Origin of the sequence: Streptosporangium sp. NPDC002524 (assembly GCF_040295985.1) — a bacterium.
Classification (GTDB): Bacteria; Actinomycetota; Actinomycetes; order Streptosporangiales; family Streptosporangiaceae; genus Streptosporangium.
The window spans coordinates 112,029-130,990 of the sequence record NZ_JBEOWK010000010.1; the positions used below are offsets into that span (position 1 = coordinate 112,029).

Annotated in this window: 12 protein-coding genes and 1 riboswitch; of the genes, 8 read left to right on the forward strand and 4 right to left on the reverse strand. The window is 72.4% G+C overall.

Going from position 1 to position 18,962, the window contains the following annotated elements; translation table 11 throughout:
* Positions 1–273: 273 nt before the first annotated feature.
* Positions 274–1,197 (reverse strand): bifunctional 5,10-methylenetetrahydrofolate dehydrogenase/5,10-methenyltetrahydrofolate cyclohydrolase, encoded by a 924-nt coding sequence (locus ABT053_RS19095; protein WP_350970577.1) that lies wholly within the window; start codon positions 1,195–1,197, stop codon positions 274–276.
* A gap of 14 nt (positions 1,198–1,211) precedes the next feature.
* Positions 1,212–1,294: riboswitch (ZMP/ZTP riboswitch) on the reverse strand.
* Between the two features lie 143 nt (positions 1,295–1,437).
* Positions 1,438–2,622 carry a pyridoxal phosphate-dependent aminotransferase gene (locus ABT053_RS19100; RefSeq protein ID WP_350970414.1) on the reverse strand — a complete coding sequence of 395 codons (1,185 nt, stop codon included), beginning with the start codon at positions 2,620–2,622 and terminating at the stop codon, positions 1,438–1,440.
* A gap of 679 nt (positions 2,623–3,301) precedes the next feature.
* On the opposite strand from ABT053_RS19100, the gene ABT053_RS19105 reads away from it, so the two are divergent.
* The 4 genes from ABT053_RS19105 to ABT053_RS19120 all read left to right on the forward strand — a co-directional run bounded on the left by ABT053_RS19105 (position 3,302) and on the right by ABT053_RS19120 (position 11,619).
* Positions 3,302–5,347 carry a vWA domain-containing protein gene (locus tag ABT053_RS19105; protein ID WP_350970415.1) on the forward strand — a complete coding sequence of 682 codons (2,046 nt, stop codon included), beginning with the start codon at positions 3,302–3,304 and terminating at the stop codon, positions 5,345–5,347.
* Between the two features lie 189 nt (positions 5,348–5,536).
* Positions 5,537–7,045 carry an extracellular solute-binding protein gene (locus ABT053_RS19110; RefSeq protein ID WP_350970416.1) on the forward strand — a complete coding sequence of 503 codons (1,509 nt, stop codon included), beginning with the start codon at positions 5,537–5,539 and terminating at the stop codon, positions 7,043–7,045.
* Between the two features lie 76 nt (positions 7,046–7,121).
* Positions 7,122–10,532, forward strand: a complete 3,411-nt coding sequence (locus ABT053_RS19115) for a DEAD/DEAH box helicase (protein WP_350970417.1) — start codon at positions 7,122–7,124, stop codon at positions 10,530–10,532.
* Between the two features lie 118 nt (positions 10,533–10,650).
* Positions 10,651–11,619 (forward strand): SWIM zinc finger family protein, encoded by a 969-nt coding sequence (locus tag ABT053_RS19120; RefSeq protein WP_350970418.1) that lies wholly within the window; start codon positions 10,651–10,653, stop codon positions 11,617–11,619.
* 113 nt (positions 11,620–11,732) lie between these two features.
* On the opposite strand, the gene ABT053_RS19125 is transcribed toward ABT053_RS19120, so the two are convergent.
* Positions 11,733–13,337, reverse strand: coding sequence for a GDSL-type esterase/lipase family protein (locus ABT053_RS19125; protein WP_350970419.1), 1,605 nt, complete (start codon positions 13,335–13,337; stop codon positions 11,733–11,735).
* A gap of 1,163 nt (positions 13,338–14,500) precedes the next feature.
* On the opposite strand from ABT053_RS19125, the gene ABT053_RS19130 reads away from it, so the two are divergent.
* From ABT053_RS19130 to ABT053_RS19145, 4 genes are read left to right on the forward strand one after another with little or no spacing between them, the layout of a single operon-like run.
* Positions 14,501–15,391: a DUF418 domain-containing protein gene (locus ABT053_RS19130; RefSeq protein ID WP_350970420.1), complete on the forward strand. Its 891-nt coding sequence runs from the start codon at positions 14,501–14,503 to the stop codon at positions 15,389–15,391.
* Entirely contained in the window at positions 15,388–16,182 is a 795-nt protein-coding gene (locus ABT053_RS19135; protein WP_350970421.1) for a carbon-nitrogen hydrolase family protein, read from the forward strand. Before ABT053_RS19130 ends, ABT053_RS19135 begins: the two co-directional genes overlap by 4 nt.
* A gap of 10 nt (positions 16,183–16,192) precedes the next feature.
* Entirely contained in the window at positions 16,193–16,654 is a 462-nt protein-coding gene (locus ABT053_RS19140) for a hypothetical protein (RefSeq protein ID WP_350970422.1), read from the forward strand.
* Complete coding sequence (locus ABT053_RS19145; protein WP_344749111.1) at positions 16,651–17,082, forward strand: hypothetical protein; 432 nt, start codon at positions 16,651–16,653, stop codon at positions 17,080–17,082. The genes ABT053_RS19140 and ABT053_RS19145 overlap by 4 nt, the downstream gene beginning before the upstream one ends.
* Before the next feature lie 208 nt (positions 17,083–17,290).
* Here the strand turns inward: ABT053_RS19145 and ABT053_RS19150 are convergent, their stop codons facing one another.
* Positions 17,291–18,796, reverse strand: a complete 1,506-nt coding sequence (locus tag ABT053_RS19150; protein WP_502991799.1) for an MFS transporter — start codon at positions 18,794–18,796, stop codon at positions 17,291–17,293.
* Positions 18,797–18,962: the final 166 nt, after the last annotated feature.

Below are 18,962 nucleotides of genomic sequence, written 5' to 3' on the forward strand. Positions count from 1 at the left end.
GATGCTCTCCTTCCTGCGGATCACGGCAGTGGAGAGCGGCGCACGCCACCGGGAGGAATCCGCCCGGCCCGATCCACCCCGCACCGCGCGTACCGCTCCCGCGAGCACGCCCGGCCATCACTCTCCGCAGCAGAAGGTACACGCAGCGAGATCGATTCCGGGTCGGCGACACGACGACACGACGACACGGCCAGCGGCGTTTCGCGGGGCGGGGTGTCCTCCGGGCTTCCTCCGGGCTTCCTCCGGGTGGCTTCCGGGCGTCCGGCCCGGCGGCTACCGGGGCCCCTCCCCCGCGAGGGGGCCCGTGGCGCGCTCGGCCGCCGTGATCGCGTTGCGGAACAGCATCGCGACCGTGGTGGGCCCGACCCCGCCGACCCTGGGGGTGATGGCCCCGGCCACCCGGGCGCAGGACTCGTCGACGTCGGGCAGCAGGCGCCTGCCCTCGTAGCGCACCCCGCCGCCGATGACGACGGCGCCGGGCTTGACGTGCTCGGGCTGGACGATCCCCGGCACCCCCGCGGCGGCGACCAGGACGTCGGCGCGCAGCGTGTAGCGGGGCCAGTCGGCCACGCCGGTGTGCACGACGGTGACGGCGGCGTTCGCCGTCGGGCGCTTCTGCGCGAGGAGGATCGACAGGGGACGGCCCAGGGTGGCCCCGCGCCCGAGGACGACCACCTCCCGGCCCGACACCGGGATGTCGTGGAACGCGAGCAGCGCCTCGATCCCGGCGGGCGTGCACGGCAGCGGGCCGGGCAGCTCCAGCGCCAGCCGCCCGATGTTGAGCGGGTGCATGCCGTCGACGTCCTTGTCCGGATCCATGACCTGCAGGGCCCGGTCGTAGTCGAGGTGCTTGGGTACGGGGTGCTGCACGAGCAGCCCGTGCACCGCCGGGTCGTCGTTGAAGGCGGTGATGACCGCGTGCAGGTCCGCCTGGGTGGCGCTCGCGGGCAGGTGCTCGTGCGGCGAGGCGAAGCCGAGCTCGGCGGCCTGCCGCTGCTTGATGCGGATGTATCCGGCGCTGGCGTCGTCGTCGCCGACCAGGACCGTCGCCAGGCTCGGGGTGACGCCCCGGCGGGTCAGGGCGGCCACTCGCTCGGCCACGTCGGCGAGGATCCGCTCGGCCACCGGGCCGCCGGGGAGAAGCCTGGCGGACGGCGCGCTCTCGGACTCGGAACCGTTCGGTACGGGCTGGGACATGCGCGTCCTCTCGGCGTGGGCGCCCAGGCGGTCGACTCCCACGACGAGCTCCCCGATGGTTGATGCCATCCCCTAGCCGCCAGTCGCGTCCCTCCCAGGATGCCCGATCACCCCCCGCCCGGTCGAACCGCCCCGGTCGGCGCGCCCATACGACCTCCGCGCCCCGTCTCGTACGCCCCTGATTCCCGTCGTGTGTCCGGTGGAGGGAGAGGACCGCGAGCCGGGGAAGGGCAAGCCTCGTCAGGAGGCGGGGCCTCCGGCCGCGCCGAGACCGGCCAGGCGGCTCACGGCCTCGTCGATGACCTCGTCCCGCTTGCAGAAGGCGAAACGGACGAAGTGGCTCCCGCGCTCGGGGCGGGCGTAGAAGACCTGGGTCGGGATGGCGACCACGCCCGCCAGCGACGGCAGCTCGCGGGTCAGGGCGAGGCCGTCGGTGAAGCCCAGGGGACGGATGTCGGTCTGCACGAAGTACGTGCCCGCGGGGCGGTAGACCTCGAAGCCCGCCGCGGACAGCCCCGCCGTCAGGCGGTCGCGCTTGGACTCCAGGTCCGCCCGCAGCGAGGAGACCCAGTCGAGCTCGTGGCGCAGGCCGTGGGCGACGGCGAGCTGCCAGGGCGCGGCGGCGGTGAAGGTGAGGAACTGCTTGACGGTCTGCGCGGCCCTGACGAGCTCGGGCGGCGCGCAGATCCAGCCCGTCTTCCAGCCGGTGACCGAGAAGGTCTTGCCCGCGGAGGAGATCATCACGGTGCGCTCGCGCATGCCCGGCAGGGTCGCCATCGGCACGTGCTCGACGCCGTCGAAGGTGAGGTGCTCGTAGACCTCGTCGGTGACGGCCACCAGATCGCGTTCCAGGCACAACCGGGCGATCTCGTCCAGCTCGGCGCGGGTGAGGACGGTGCCGGTGGGGTTGTGCGGGGAGTTGACCAGGACGGCCCGGGTGCGCGGCCCGGCGGCGGCGCGCAGCTCGGCGGGGTCGAAGGTGAAGCGGCCCTCGACCGGGCGCAGGGTGACCGGCCGGAGCACGGCCCCGGCGAGGGCGACGGCCGCGGCGTAGGAGTCGTAGTACGGCTCGAAGGCGATCACCTCGTCGCCTGGCTCGCACACCGCGAGGATCGTCGCGGCGATCGCCTCGGTCGCGCCGACGGTGACGAGGATCTCGCCGTCGGGGTCGTAGTCGAGCCCGTAGTGGTCCTTGCGGTGCTCGGAGACGGCCCGGCGCAGCTCGGGCACCCCCGGCCCCGGCGGATACTGGTTGGAGCCCTCGCGGATCGCCGACACCGCGCGCTCCAGCATCGCGGCGGGCCCGTCGGTGTCGGGGAAGCCCTGCCCGAGGTTGATCGAGCCGGTCCGCAGGGCCAGCGCCGACATCTCGGCGAAGATGGTCGTGCCGAACTCGCGCATCCGCGCCACCAGAGGATCACTCACGCGCCCCAGCGTAGTCCCGCTCTCCTGCGGCGCCTCTTCCGGAGAGAATCCGTCCTCCAGGGATCACGTCGCGGACGCGGCGGTGGCCGGGGGGCCACGAGGAGAGGCGTCCGGGAGGGGGCCGGGAAACGACCGGGAACGCGTCCGGTGAATCGGGAGCCGGAAACGACCGGCGAGACGTCATCCGGTCACCGCTCGCGCCGCCGCGCCATTGTGCGGAAAACCGGGAGGTCGTTTGTCCGGCGAATCGCCCCGGGCTCAGGGAAGCGCCCCCTGGCTCAGGGAATCACGCCAGGCTCAGGGCATCGCCCCCGGCCCGGCGAATCGCCTCCGGTTCGGGGAATCACGTCGGGCTCAGGGCATCGCCCCCGGCCCGGCGAATCGCCTCCGGTTCGGGGAATCACGTCGGGCTCAGGGCATCGCCCCCGGCCCGGCGAATCACCTCCGGCTCGGGGAATCGTCCCCGGCCCGGCGAATCACTCCCGGCTGAGGAATCACTCCCGGCCGGAAAATGGCTCCCGCCTCGGCGAATCGCTTCCGCCTCGGTGAATGCGGACGACCGTAAATACCCCGGCGGAGGGGCCCCGTCCCGTAGATCACCGAAACCCTCTCTCGGTGGTGATGGCCGGACGTAGGGTGAACACGAAGCTCGGGAACCACCGGCGGAGACGACTGACAGATGGCGAACAGCGAGAAGACCGCGGAGACCTCGGAGACCTCGCCTTCGGCGGACGCCACCGGTTCGACCGAACGCGCGTGGCAGATGGTGACCGCCTTCTCCAACGCCCTCGTCCAGACGCTGCTGGTGCTTCTCGCCCTCTCCATTTCCACGGTCTCGAAAGTGGCGCTGGTCTGCGGGATTCTCGCACTGACCGCGCTGACCATTTTCCCCGGCCACCTGCTGAAAAGCACCGCCTGGCTGCGCCGCGCGGTTCCGGAGCGGTTCTACGGCCTTCTCGGGATGTTCTCCCAGTGGGTGCGCCAGGACGTCTGGTGGCTGCTCTCCGCCGGTGTCCTGGTCACCGTTGTCGCCGTCGTGGCCGTCGTTCCCAAGGACGAGCCGTGGGGCACCTGCCGGATCCCCGACGAGATCACCTTCCTGGCGTCCGCCGAGACCGCCCCGGCCATCCAGCGGGCGGCCGGGGAGTTCATGGCGGGGAAGGCCGACTGGTGGGGCTGCCGGCAGACGAACATCAACGTCAGCGGCCTGCGCGCCGACGAGGTGCGCGACCGGCTGGGCGACTGGACGTTCCCCGTCCAGCCGTCGGCCGGGCGGACGGCGGCGGGGACGGCCGGCAGGCCCCCGGGCGCCCGGCCCGACGGGTGGATCGCCGACTCCCTCCAGGAGATCGACTACCTGGACAGGAGCGCGGACGGCATGCCGGCGTTCGGCGAGCGGACGGTCGTCGCGACCTCGCCCCTGGTCATCGCCGCGCCGGAGAAGCTCGCCGAGGAGCTCACCGAGGCCAACCGGAAACCGGGGGACCGCGAGTGGGCCGACCTGCTGCGCGGCAGACCGGGCGCCCGGCAGCAGGTCGTGCGCACCCACCCGCTCGCCTCCAACGTCGGCCTGATGGCCACGGCCGCCGCCCCCGGCCCCGCGGAGGGGCTGTCCGCGAAGGTGCGGCCGGGTGACAGCGTCCGCGACGTGATGTGCCGGTACGCGGGCTCCCTCGACACGTCCGCGATGGTCCTGACCGAGCAGCAGCTCCACGAGCTCAACGTCTCCCTGTCGGGCACCGACCCCGCGCTTCCCGCGTCGGGCGGCTGCGCCGTACCCGGTGCGGGCCCGTCGGGTGCCACCGCGCCGGGGAACCCCGAAGCGAACCCCGGAGCGAGCGCCGGGAGGAGCGCCGGGGAGCGGCCCCCGCGGCTGACCGCCGTCTATCCGAGGGGAGGCCACGCCATGCGGTACGCCTGTGTCTCCAAGCGGTGGCCGGACCTGAGGCGGCCCCCCGCCGTCGAACGGACGGTCGAGGAGTTCTGCGGCTTCCTGCGGGAGGCCCTCCCCCGCTACGGATTCCGCGACGCCGAGGGCCGGCTGGACACCGGGAAACTGCCTGCGAAGGCGCCCTGGCTGAGGGCCGCCGCGCCGGTGGCGGCGAGCTGGAAACCGGACGTCTCCGCGCTGCTGTACAAGCTGGCGACCCCGCTCGCCGACCACGTCCTCGTCGTGGTCGACGTCTCCGGGTCGATGGCGGGAAACAAGGTGAACGACGGCAGGTCACGGCTGGAGGCGGCGATCCAGGTGGCGCAGGTGGCCGTCACGTCCAAGCGCGGTGAGCGGACCACGGGAATCATGACGTTCTTCCCCGACGACGACCGCGACGTCCCCCTCGGGCCCGTCGGCGACGAGGGAAAGGCCCTCGCCGACAGGCTCACCGCCATCCAGAAGGCCTACCGGGACGGTTCGCGCCGCGATCCCCCGATGCGCCCCGTCGTCATGGAGGCACTCCGCCAGATGAAGAGGATCGGTGACCCCGGAGGGCGCAAGGCCGTGCTCCTGCTCACCGACGGAGGGAACCCCCGCGGGCTGACCGCCGAGGACCTCAGGAAACACGGCGACGTCCGCCTGCTGATGCTCTCCTTCGACCTGCACGGCTGCGGCACGTCCCCGCTGCCGAAGCTTCGGGACGAGGGCCTGATGTCCTGCTACGACGCGAGCACCGACCCCGACCAGAGGCTGGACGACGCGTTCACCGAACTCCGGACGGTCACCGACTGACGTTCTCCCCCGAACCCGAACCCGAAACAGAGCCCGAAGCCGAACCCAAAGCAGAGCCCGAGCCCGAAGCCGAACCCGAGCCAGAACCCGACGCCGAACCCGAACCCGAACCCAAGTCCGAAGTCCGAAGCCCGAAGCCCGAAGTCCGAGCAGAGCCCGAAGCCCGGGGTCTCCCCCTGGAGGTATCCGATGAGCCGCCCCGCCCCGTCCACCCCGTCCACCCCAGGTGGGACGGGCGGGCGGGGCACGCCGTCCGGGGCGGAGCCGGTCGGCCACGGGGTGATCCTTCTCCTCCTGCTGCTGGTCTGCCTTCCCTCCCTGACGGCGAGCGCCACGCCCACCCCGCCCCCCGGGCCGCCCAGGGACGACTGCGTCCTGCGCATCGCCAGCGGCGCCGACGTCTCGGGAGGTGCCCGCGAACGGGCGCTCGAAGCGGTCTGGAACGGCGTCAGGGGCAGGCCCCGGGCGTGCTTCGTGGCGATCTCCTCGGTCGCGGACGAGCAGCGCAGCGCGATGATCTCCGCCGCCCAGTCGAGGGCCGGGCACTACGACGTGTACAACCTCGACATCCAGTGGATCCCCGAGTTCGCCGAGGGCGGCTACCTGCGCCCGGTCGACACCGCCGCGCACGGCGGGACCAACGACTTCCTCTCCCAGATCTGGTCCGCGGGCGCCTGGAACGGCGTCCAGTACGCGGTGCCGTTCAACACCGACGTGGGACTCCTCTACTACCGCGACGACCTGCCGGAGCCGAAGGACTGGCGGGACATGACCGGCCTCGCGACGGCGCGCCGCGCCGGGCCCGACCCCACCGCCCTCGGGCTCGCCGGGCAGTTCGCCTCCTACGAGGGGCTCACGGTCAACGCCCTGGAGGCGATCTGGGCCAACGGCGGGGACGTGGTCGACGCGAACGGCGAGGTGGTGATCACCCAGAGGAGGAGCGTGGAGGCCGTCGGGCGGCTCATCGAGACGGTACGGGCCGGGGTGATCTCCGGGGAGAGCCTCGGCAGCACGGAGGCGGAGTCACTGACCGCCTTCCGCAAGAGGCGCGCGCTCTTCCTGCGGCACTGGCCCTACGCCCACGAGGTGCTCTCCGGGGAGTCGAAGTCGAAGGGGGTCGCCTTCCGCGCGGCACCGCTGCCCTGGCAGAGCGTCCTCGGCGGCCAGTACCTCGCCGTCTCCAGGCACACCGTCCGGCGCGACGCCGCGCAGCGGCTGGTGGCGGCGCTGACCGGCGAGGAGGCGGCCAGGCTGCTCTACCACTGCGGCGGCTTCGCCCCGGCCAGGGTCTCCGCCCTCTACGCGAAGGCGGAGCCCGGCTGCGACGGCCCGTCGCCCGCGGCGGCCCCGCCCTCCCCCACCACCAGGCCCGAACCCGGGTCCACCCCCTCCCCCACCGCCGAGCCCAAATCCGAGTCCAGCCCCTCCCCCACCGCCAAGCCCAGACCCGGATCCACCCCCTCCCCCACCGCCGAGCCCGAGTCCGAGGGGGTGCGGCCCGACACGCTGCTGCGCGCGCTGACCCAGGCCAGGACGCGCCCGCCCTCCCCGTACTACAGCCAGTTCAGCCGGGTCTTCCGCACGGAGGTCCACGAGCTGCTGAGCTGCTGGTCGCTCGGGCGGAAGGGGTGCGAGGACGCGAGGACGTTCACGGCAGGGCTAGCTCCCAAGCTGAGGAAGGCGCTGGCCGGAGGCTGACCCGGCCGGGTGCGAGGCCCTCGGCCCGATGTGCCCCGGCTGTTACGGTTCTTTGAACGCGAGGAGGGCCGTAAGGGTGCTGGTGGTTCACGGGGCCTGGGTGGACGACAGGCTGGCGCTCTGGGCGGAAGACCCGGCGGACCCGTCCGGCCTCGTTCCGAGCACCTCGCGGGCGAGAGTCCGACCGCATCCGTTCGCGGCCGGGGACGCGGTCGTCCTCGACGGTCTGGCGCTCTGGGGGGACGGCGCCGCGTCGGCCGCGGGCAAGGCGGTCGCGGACGAGCTCGTCCTGCTCCTGCCGAGTTCGGCACGGAGCCCGCTGCCCTCCCCCGAGTCCGGGGCGGAGGTCACCGCGCGGCAGCCGAGGATCGCCTCCTGGCGGGTGCCCGCCCTGCTGGTCGAGCCGGGCGCGGCGCTGGACTTGCTCGACCGCGTCGACGAGATGACACGCCTCCCCGCGGAGGCGTACGAACCCGACGAGATGCCCGAGGAGACGTACGGGCTCGACGAGCTTCCCGCGGGGACTCATGAATCCGGCGAGCCGCCCGGGAAGACGTACGGGCTCGACGGGTTTCCGGCGGAGGCGTACGAACCTGTCGGGTCGCTCGGGAGGACGTACGGGCTCGACGGGTTTCCGGCGGAGGTGTACGAACCCGGGGAGACGCGCCGGTCACGTGAACTCGCCGGGGAGTTCCCCGAGAACGCCCGGCGGGTGCCGATCCCGGGAGCCTCGCTGCGGTATCTCGCCGCCGTCGCGACGTACGCCCGCGACCTGGCCCGCGGTGGCCGGGTGCTGCCCCAGCTCGTCGCCGAGGGCGACGGTCACGCGGCGCGGTGGCGTCCGGTGCCGACCGGCCCGTACGCCGCCCGCTTCCGCGATCTCGCCACCGCGATGCCGCCCGTCTGCCGGTCGGTCGCCGGGGAGCGGCCCTCCGCCCGGGTGCTGGGCGAGGCCCTGTCCTGCCTGGCCGACGCCGCCGTACGGCGAACGCTCCCCGGTCCCCTGCTCGGCGGGCGTCGGCCGGGGACCCGTGGCCCTCTCACGGACCGCTGGCTGGCCGCCCTCACGGGAGAGGACGCCACCCTCCCCGGCCTGACGCGAGCCACGGCGCGCGAGCTGGCCGAGCCGCTCCAGGAGTGGTTCCGGTCGGCGCACCTGCTCGACGCTCCGGTGAGAGTCTGTTTCCGTCTGACCGAACCCGAACCCGAACCCGAACCCGACGCCTTCACCGACACCGACACCGGCACCGAGGCCGCACCGGAAACCGGCCCCGATCCCGATCCCGGTCCCGGATCGGCCCCCGCCCCGGAGGACGACTCCGTCTGGCGGGTGGAGTTCGCCGTCCAGTCGGCGGAGGACCCGAGCCTCTACCTGCCCGCGCCGCTCATCTGGGCCGGTGAGACCGCTCCCGGCCTGCCCGCGCGGCCCGAGGAGACGCTGCTCGCGGGGCTCGGACGATCGGCGCGGCTCTACCCGGAGGTGGAGGAGGCGCTGCGCGGCCCCCGTCCGTCGGAGCTCGTCCTCGACACGGCGGGCGCCTTCGCGTTCCTGCGCCACGCCGCCCCGCTCCTGCGGTCGGCCGGGTTCGGCGTGCAGCTGCCCGCCTGGGCCGGACGGACGAGGCTGGGGCTCAAGCTCACGGCCCGCTCGCAGAAGACGCGGAAGACGGGGCCAGGAGCGGCTTCCGACCAGGGGTTCGGGATGCGGCAGCTTGTGGACTTCCGGATGGACCTGGCGATCGGCAACGAGACGATCGGCGAGGAGGAGCTGGCCGAGCTGGCCAGGCTCAAGGTGCCGCTGGTCCGCGTACGGGGGCGATGGGTCGAGCTGGACGACCGGCAGCTTGGCGCGGCGCTGAAGGCGTTCGAAAGGCGCGGGGCGGGCGAGATGACGGTCGGCGAGGTGATCCAGGAGGTCGTCCACGGCGGTGACGACGAGTTGCCGATCGTCGAGGTGGACGCCGACGGCCCGCTCGGCGACCTGCTGTCCGGCGAGGCCGATCGCCGCCTCGAACCGATCCCGACCCCGGCCGGTTTCCACGGCGAGCTCCGGCCGTACCAGCGGCGCGGGCTGTCCTGGCTCGCCTTCATGTCGGACGTGGGGCTCGGCGGCGTCCTCGCGGACGACATGGGACTGGGCAAGACCCCGCAGACCCTGTCCCTGCTGCTCGACGAGCGCGAGACGAAACGGGGAGAACGGGGAGAGCGGCCGGAAGCGACGCTGCTGGTCTGCCCGATGTCGCTGCTCGGCAACTGGCAGAAGGAGGCCGCCAGGTTCGCCCCGTCCCTGGACCTCTACTCCCACCACGGCGCCGCCCGGCTGCGCGGGGAGGAGCTGGCCCGGCGGGTGGAGGAGGCGGACCTCGTGCTCACCACGTACGGCACCGCCCTGCGGGACCGGGAGGCCCTGGCGGGGCTGACCTGGTCGAGGGTCGTCTGCGACGAGGCGCAGGCCATCAAGAACAGTGCCTCCGGGCAGGCGCGGGCCGTACGGTCGATCCCGGCGCGGAGCAGGTTCGCGCTGACGGGCACGCCGGTGGAGAACCACCTGGCGGAGCTCTGGTCGATCATGGAGTTCTGCAACCCCGGCCTGCTCGGCCCGGCCAGGCGGTTCAGGAAGCGCTACCAGGAGCCGATCGAGCGCGACGGCGACACCGTGGCGACGGCCGCGCTCAGACGCGCCACCGGCCCGTTCGTGCTGCGGCGACTCAAGACCGACCGCTCGATCATCTCCGACCTGCCGGACAAGATGGAGATGAAGGTCTGGTGCAACCTCACCCCTGAGCAGGCCACCCTCTACCAGGCCGTGGTCGAGGACATGATGGCCAAGATCGCGGACAGCGAGGGCGTCGAGCGGCGTGGCAACGTGCTGGCGACCATGACAAAGCTCAAGCAGGTCTGCAACCACCCGGCCCAGCTGCTCAAGGACGGCTCGCGGCTGGCGGGCCGGTCGGGGAAACTGGCCCGGCTGGAGGAACTGGCCGAGGAGATCGTCGAGGAGGGCGACAAGGCGCTGGTCTTCACCCAGTACGCCGCGTTCGGCGCCCTGTTGCAGCCCTACCTGGCCGCCCACCTGGACCGGCCGGTGCTGTGGCTGCACGGCGGGCTGCCCAAACACAAACGCGACGCACTCGTCGAACGCTTCCAGGGCCAGAAGGAGCCTATGCTGTTCCTGCTCTCGCTCAAGGCCGCCGGGGTCGGCCTGAACCTCACCGCCGCCACCCACGTCGTCCACGTCGACCGCTGGTGGAACCCGGCCGTGGAGGACCAGGCGACCGACCGGGCCTTCCGGATCGGCCAGACCAGAAACGTCCAGGTCAGAAAGTTCATCTGCCTCGGCACTCTGGAGGAGCGCATCGACGAGATGATCGAACGCAAGAAGGCCCTGGCCCAGAGCGTGGTCGGCACCGGCGAGGACTGGATCACCGACCTGTCCACCGACCAGCTACGCGAACTGTTCCGGCTCGGCTCGGAGGCCGTCTCATGAATCCGAAGCTCGTCTCATGAACCCAGAGCCCGTCTCGTGAACCTGGAGGTCGTCTCGTGAACGCGGAGGTCGTCTCGTGAACGCGGGCGCCGGGCGAACCGGCGGCGGAGGAGGCTCGATGAGAAGGAGGAACTGGTACGACCCCACCGGGCCGATCCGGGTCGAGGGTGGCATGCGGGTGCGCAGCAAGCGGGGTTCGATCGGCGAGCGGTGGTGGTCGCGGCGGTTCATCGACATCCTCGAACGCGTCTGCGACAGCGGCAGGCTCGGCCGGGGGCGCTCGTACGCGCGCTCGGGCCAGGTCCTCGACCTGGAGCTCGAACCGGGGCGGGTCGCGGCGCGGGTCCAGGGGTCGAGGAAGAGCCCCTACCAGGTCCGGATCCAGATCACGGCCTACGACGCGGACCGGTGGCGGACGCTCACCGGAGCGCTGGCCGTCCAGGCCCTCCACCGCGCGAAGCTGCTCGCCGGGGAGATGCCGCCGGAGATCGAGGACGTCTTCCGCGAGTGCGGGCTGCCGCTCTTCCCCGATCAGGGCGACCTGGACATGGACTGCTCGTGTCCCGACTGGGGTTTTCCCTGCAAGCACCTGTCGGCCGTCCTGTACGTGCTGGCCGAGACGTTCGACGACGACCCGTTCCTGGTCCTCGCCTGGCGGGGCATGGCGCGGGACGCCCTGCTCGACGCCCTCCGCCAGACGGGCGGCGCCCCGGCGGCCGAGGACGGCCCGGCGGGATCGGGATCGAGGTCAGGATCGGGATCAGGGTCGGGATCGGGATCGGGATCGGGATCGGGATCGGGATCGAGGTCAGGGTCGGGGTCGAGGACGGGGTCGGAGCCGGAGGCGGGGTTGCTCGATGTGGCCGACGTGCCGTTCGCCGACCGGCTGGCGGACTTCTACGAGCCCGGCGCCTCCCCCGCCCGGCTGCGAGACCGGGCCGCACCGCCCACCGGCCCGCCCGACCTGCTGCTGCGCGCCCTCGAACCGCCTCCGCTCACAGCGCGCCGCGTCCCGATCGCGGACCTGCTCCGGCCCGCCTATCTGGCCCTCGCACGGAACGGCGACATCCTCGCGGAAGAGCCGTGACCCCCTCACCCAGGACAACGCCCCCAAGAAGGGCGGAAACGTCCGGACCGGCGGGTCGCCCCGCCGGTCCGGGTCGCCGGCGATCGGCCGGCGACGGTACGAGATCCCGGCGGTCAGCCGGTGACGATCTCGAACTGCTCCCAGGGGCCGACCGCGTCACGGTTGGCGATGAGCGGCTGCGCGCCGCCGCCCTCCGCGCACACGTACTTGCCGTTGACCTGGGCCCGGAGACTGACCGAGCCGTCCGGGTTGCTGGTGATCTGGAAGGTCTCCCAGGCACCGGCCGAGGGGCGGTTGGCGATCAGCGCCTGCGCCCCGGCCCCTTCGGCGGACACGAACTGGTTGTTGAGTTTCGCGCGCAGCCCCACGTTGCCGTTGCCCAGGTCGACGCGCTCGAACTGCTGCGCGGTCCCCACGGACGTCGCGTTCGCGATCAGCGGTGAGCCGTTGGCCGCGGTGACGTAGCGGCCGTTGGCCTTGGCCCGCAGGCCGATCACCGAGGAAACCGGCGTGCCCGGCGTCCCGAACCAGGCGAGGTTGACCGCGTTGGCGGCGGCCTGCAGGCCCGCGTCGTTGGGGTGCAGGTGGTCGCCGGTGTCGTAGGCGGGCAGGAACATCGTGGGGTTGGCCGGGTCCCTGAGCGCCGCGTCCTGGTCGAGCACGCCGTCGCAGCCGCTGCCCGCGCCGCGGACGAACGTGTTGTAGGCGACGCGCTGGTTCTCCGCGTCCTGCGACCAGGCCGACCAGCCGCGGTACGGGGTCAGCGTGGAGCAGAAGAACTTGATGTTTCGCTGGTGGGCGCGGGCGATGAGCTGCTTGAGGCCGTCGATGAGCTGCGTCGCGCGGGTGGGCGGCGAGGTCGACGTCAGGTCGTTGATCGGGTCGTCGGAGAAGATCACCCATCGGACGTCCGGCTGGGAGAGCACGTCGCGCTCGAAGCGGTTGATCGCGCTCTGCCCGGCGCCGTCGGCCAGCAGCCGGTTGCCGCTGATGCCCTGGTTGAGGACACCGACCACGCGGCCGGAGTCGGCCAGGCGGGCGGCCAGCCGGTTGGGCCAGCGCCGGTTGGCGTTGAAGCTGGAGCCGACGCCGTCGGTGATCGAGGCGCCCAGCGTGACGACGGAGCCCTGCGAGGCGGCGTTCTGCACGTCCAGGTTGGCCAGGAAGTAGTAGCTGCCGACCTGCTGGGCGTTCGCGAGGCTCGCGTTCCCGGCGACGTTGCCCGCGGCGACGTAGTTGGTCTGCGACGACATCTGGTGGTAGGTCGCGGGACCGGTCGGCTGCGGCAGGTAGATGCTGACCGCGATGTCCGACTGGGCGGCGACCGTGAAGGCGACGGAGTCGCTGACCGCCAGCCCCCCGGCGGGGATGGTGACGGAACGCTGGCCGCCGAACGTCACCACCCGGTCGGTGGCGAGGTCGACGCCGGAGTCGGAGGTGCGCCGGGCCACGTGCACGTTGTCGATGGTCACCGGCTGGTTGCCGAACGCGTTGGACAGCTGGACGCGCGTCGCCGTGCCGCCGATGCTGGTACGCACGATCTGGCGGATGGTCTGCTGGTTGAAAGTGGTGCCGCTGCTCTGTGGGGAGACCGCCCAGGTGCCGGTCCAGGCGGCGGCCGCCGCGGCGGCCGAACCGGTGGTCATACCGGCCGTGCTCGCCGCCAGGACGGCCACGAGGGCCACGGCGAACAGGCGGGAAAAACCGCGTCGTCTCATGGATTCTCCTGCGAACCGGTGCTGCCGCGAACCGAACTCGTGAGACGGCCGGGTTACGGACGTCCCTCGTCATAGTTCAGTACTTGAATTAACCAACGCGAGGTTAGAGCTGTAGGTAAAACTCGTCAAGTGATAGATAGGAGGTATCACCGACCTTTTCGCGGAAGACACCGCACGGCCATTCCATTGCAACGTTCCCGAACGCGCGGTTCTCCAGATGCCCTCTCCCGACAGGGCGTGGCACACCCGTCCGGATTCCTCTGATAGATCCGACCTATCGGAGGAGCTCGGCGAACCGGGTGATCGGGACGAACCGGCCGCCCTCCCCGACCGGACGCCGTCGGACCCGCCGCCTCGCGACGGCGCCCGGAAGGACGCCCCCGCGGACCTTCCCACCCGGCCCACCGGCCCACTGGCCCGCTGATCCGCCGATCCGCCGATCCGCCGATCCGCCGATCCGCCGATCCTCGTCGTCACCGACGACGGCATTCCTCTCCGTCCCGCCGCCCAGGACGCGTCGGCGTTTGCCGTACCCGATGACAAACATGGCGAAGAGGTTGACTCCGCCGTCGTCCTCCGGCCGGGCGGGCACGCCGCCGGGGCCGACCCTCGGCAGCACCGCCGGACCCCGGTTCACGGCTTTCGAGATCCCCGAGAAGATCTTCTTTCTTGACCACTTCCCGCGTACCGCCAAAGGTGACGGAGACCGTCGCGCGTTCGCCGCGGCCCTCACCCTCGAAGGATCATTGTCACAGGCGTGCCGGACACCGGCGCCGCCCCCTCCTCGGGGACGTGGACAGACTTATCGACGGGGTCGTCTATGCGTAGGTGATTATGGGGTGGTACGTCTATTTCCTGTGACCCGACCGACCCAGCCGACCGATCCGACCGATCCGACCGGACCCACCGGGCCGACCGGGCCAACAGGGCCGGCCCAAACGACCGGAGCGACCGGAGCGACCCAGCCGGTCGGCCCGACCGGGCCGACCAGGCCGACCGGCCCGACCGGGGTGACTGGAGCGGTTCAACCGGCCGACCCTACCGGCCCGGCCATTCCGGCCGACCCCGCCATTCCGGTTGATCCGGCCGACCAGGCTCGGCCGGCGGGAGCGGCCCGGCTCCACGCGCTCGACGCGCTCCGCGGCTTCGCGGTGTGCGGGATCATGGTGGTCAACACCTGGCAGCACACGCGTGACCACCTGAAGGAGTCCGATCGCAACACGGTCGACTGGGCGATCGACAACCTGCTGCAGAGCAGGTTCTATCCGATCTTCTCGTTCCTGTTCGGGCTGAGCTTCGTCCTCTTCCTGAGGTCGGCGGCCGCGCGGACCGGGCACCCCTGGGCCGTGCTGCTGCGCAGGCTCGCGGTGCTCGCGGCGCTGGGAGCGGTCCACCAGCTCTTCAACCCGGGCGAGGTGCTCCTGCCGTACGCGATCTTCGGGGCACTGGTCCTGCTGCCCGCCTGGTTCTTCCCCCGGCCCGGGGTGGCGGTGATGGGCGTCGCCCTCACCGCGTGGGCGGTGTACCAGGGCGGCGGGATCATCCTCGTGCCCGGCCTGTTCCTGCTGGGCATGCTGCTGATGGAGCGCCCGCCGCCCGGGTGGCTGCTGCCACCGGCGTTCGTGGCGAGCGCGGTGCTGGGCGTGACGCTCACCTGGCTCTGGATCCGTATCGCCAAGGACCCCGACCTCTTCCACTCGTCCGTCTACGCGGGCGCCGGGCTCGCCGCCGCCACGGCCTACGGCACCGGGATGCTGCTCCTGCTGCGGACCCGGCTGCGCGATCCGCTGCTGGCGGTCCTGGCCCCGCTCGGCCGGATGGCGCTGACGAACTATCTGGTGAGCACCCCGGTCATCCTGCTCTTCGTACCCCTGCTCGTCGCGGACACGACCCGGCTCGCCGGGGTGGCGCTCTCCGCCGTCACCCTGGTGCTCCAGGTGCTGTTCAGCCGCGCGTGGCTCGCCAGGTTCAGGTACGGGCCGCTGGAATGGGCGTGGCGGAGCCTCACGTGGATGGAACGAGTGCCGAACAGACGGATAGGGTCACACCCGTGACACGTATCGCCCTCTGCCAGATCCCGGTGGCCGAAGACCCCGCCGCCAACCTCAGCCGTGCCCTCGACGCCCTCGCCGAGGCCGCCGCGGGCGGCGCCGAGCTGGCCGTCTTCCCCGAGGCCACCCTCACCCGATACGGCAAACGCGTCACCGACCTCGCCCAGCCGCTGGACGGGCCGTTCGTCACCGGGCTGGCCGCGGCGGCGCGGGAGCACGGCCTGCCGGTGATCGTGGGGGTGTTCGAGCCCGGCGAGGGCCGGGTCCACAACACCGCGGTCGCCATCGGCCCCTCGGGCTCGATCGAGGCGGCGTACCGGAAGATCCACCTGTTCGACTCCTTCGGCGCCCGCGAGTCCGAGCTGGTCGCGCCGGGCGACACCCCGGTCGTCGTGGAGCTGGCCGGGATCCGGGTGGGCCTGGTCACCTGCTACGACATCCGCTTCCCCGAGCTCACCCGGGCCCTGGTGGACCTGGGGGCCGAGATGTTCGCGGTGATCGCCGCGTGGGGTTCCGGGCCGATGAAGGAGGAACACTGGACCACTCTCGTCAGGGCCCGCGCGATCGAGAACACCACCTGGGTCGCGGCCGTCGGCCAGGCTCCGAACCCGGAGGCCCGCGACGGCTTCGGGATCGGGCGGAGCATGCTGGTCGATCCGATGGGGGTGGTACGCACCGATATGGGGCCCACAGCCGCCGTACAGATGTGCGAAATCGACTCGCAGATCACGATTGCTACCCGGAATGCCCTGCCATGCCTCGAACACCGGCGGCTCCAGGTCGGCGGATCGTAAAATGCCGACCGTGAGTGAGCCACCTGGGCGTAGAACGCAGATGCAGAAGGTCATACCGCCTCGGCTGCTCGTGCCCTATCTGGCCGGCAGACGCACCGTGATCTCCGGGTACGTCTACCGGGTTCAGGACTGCGCGCGGCTGACCACCCCCGCGCAGCTGTTCGCCGGTCTCGACCTGGGGTTCGAGGGGTCGGAGCTGGCCGAGACGGTCCCGGAGATATACCTGATGCGCTGGTTCGCCCGCGACATGGACGCCTACGTCGTGCCGTACGGCCCGCACATGGGTGGTGACTGGAACGATTCACCGCCCTTCACCGGAAACGGCTTCACCACCTCGCGGGAGCACGTCGTGCCGCAGTTCCACACCACGCCCATGCCGATCCCGGCGGGCGCCGAGATCATCCACGTGGTCCCCGGCGAGGAGCGCCTCTTCGGCCTCTACGACGGCCTGAGCTGGCGGCCCGCCTCATGAGCGCCGAGATCGAGCCGGTGGCCTCGGGGTTCGCCGCCCGCTACCTGGGCCGTACGTACGCCGCGGCCCTCGGCCCCGGGGGCTCCGAGGTGGTGCTGTTCAACGAGGAGGCCCAGAAGGGCTTCGAGGCGGCCTCCGGCTACTGGCGGCTCGTCGTCGCCCGCGAGGATCTCGACTGGCTGGTGCTGGTCCGCACGGTCGGCGCGTTCGGCGGGGAGCCGTGCCTGGTCCTCGACGTCTCCGAGGAGAACGGCGAGGAGAGCCTGCACATCGCCTACACCGGGCACAGCGGGATGAAGGCCGAGGCGCTGGGTTACTGGATGGTCGACCACGGGGCGTACGAGGTCGTCGTCCCCCGCGACGAGGTCTTCTCCATCAGGATCGAGCGCCTGCCCGTCCCCCTCGCCCCGGAGGGCGCGGAGCCGTAGCGCTCCCGGCACCCGCGCGGCGGGCCCTCGGGCCCGCCCGGAAGCCGCGGGACGGCCCCACCGACCGGCCGGTCGACCGGGAGCCCCGGCCAGCGGGCTCACCCGCCGGTCGGTGAGTCCGCTGGTCAGTGAGTCCGCTGGTCAGTGAGCCCGCCGGGCGGTGAGCCTGCCGGTCGGTGAGCCCGCTGGCCGGTCGGCCGGGAGCGTCTCATCGCCCGGCGTCCTCCCGGAGCAGGAGCACCACCAGCAGGGCGACGCCCGCCATCAGGACGGCGCTGATCGCCGCCGTCACGTGGAAGCCCTGGACGAACGCGGCGCGTGCCGTGTCGAGGAGTCCGGACGCGAGCCGTCCGGGAAGGCTCCCCGCGACCGTCACCGCGGCGTTGAGGTTGTCGCGGGCGGCCTCGGGGACCTCCGCCGGTGAGATCCGGCTCCGGTAGACCGCGGTGATGACGCTGCCGAGGACCGCGATGCCGAGCGCGCCGCCGAACTGGGGTGCCACCGAGGCGATCGCCGCCGCGGCACCGGCCCGGCGGGGCGGCGCGGAGCCGACGACCAGGTCGGTGGCGAGCGCCATCATCGGCCCCAGCCCCGCGGAGACGACGACGGCCCCGGACACGAGGACGGCGAGCCCGCCCGTGCCCTGCGTCCGGGTGAGCACGAGGTAGCCGATCGCGGACACGGCCAGTCCCGTGGCGATCACGACGGAGGGCGGGACCCTCCGCGCGATCCGGGGGGCCAGGAGGGACCCGGCGATGACCCCCGCCGCCGAGGGCGCCGTCCACAGCCCCGCCTCCAGGGGCGACAGGCCGTGCACCAGCTGCAGATACTGCGCGACGGCGTAGTTGGACCCCCACAGCACGAAGATGCCGAGCGCCAGCGTGGCGGCCGCGGCGCCGAACGTCCGTCCGGCGAACAGCCGCAGGTCCACGAGGGGGTCGGCCAGCGTACGCTGCCTGCGGACGAACACCGCCGCCAGCGCGAGCCCGGTCACGACCGCGACCGCGGACGTCACCTCCGGGCCGTCGGCCGCGATCCGCTTGAGCCCGTAGACCACCGGCAGCACCGCGCCCAGTGACAGCAGCGCGCCGACGAGGTCCAGCCGTCCCGCGGCGGCGTCCCTGCGCTCCGGCAGCAGCGGCGGGCCCGCGACCAGCAGCACCGCCATGAAGGGTACGGCCAGCAGGAACGCCGACCCCCACCAGAAGCGTTCGAGCAGCCATCCCCCCACCAGCGGGCCGATCGCCGTGCCTCCCGAGACGCTGGCGACGATGATCCCGATGGCCGTCGCCCGCTGCCGCGGGTCGGCGAACATGGACGTGGCCAGGGAGAGCGTGGAGGGCATCAGCGTCGACCCGGCGACCCCCATCAGCCCCCGGGCGACGATCAGGCTCCCGGCGTCGGGCGCGTAGGCGGCCAGGACCGAGGCCAGGCCGTACGCCACCGCCCCGATCAGCAGCAACCGGCGGCGGCCGATCCGGTCGCCCAGCGCGCCCATGGTGATGAGCGACCCGGCCAGCAGGAAGGCGTAGACGTCCACGATCCACAGGAGCTGGGTGCCGCTCGCCGCCAGGTCCCTGCCGATGGCGGGGAGCGCGAGGTTCGTGACGGTCAGTTCGAGGGAGGCGAGGAGGGCGGGCAGTGCCAGCACGGCGAGGCCGGCCCACTCCCGTCTCCCCGCCATGGCCGGTGTGGTCGGTGTGGTCATGGTCATCAGGATGAGACCTCAACCAAAGTTCAGGTCAACCGCCGACGGCCACGCCGGGGCCTCCGGCGTCCGTACGGGAGTGGCGACCGGCGTTCGTACAAGTGGTACCGGCGCCGTGAGAGTGATGCCGACGGCTCCCGGCGGGCCGGGGAGGCCCGCCCGCACCCCTGAA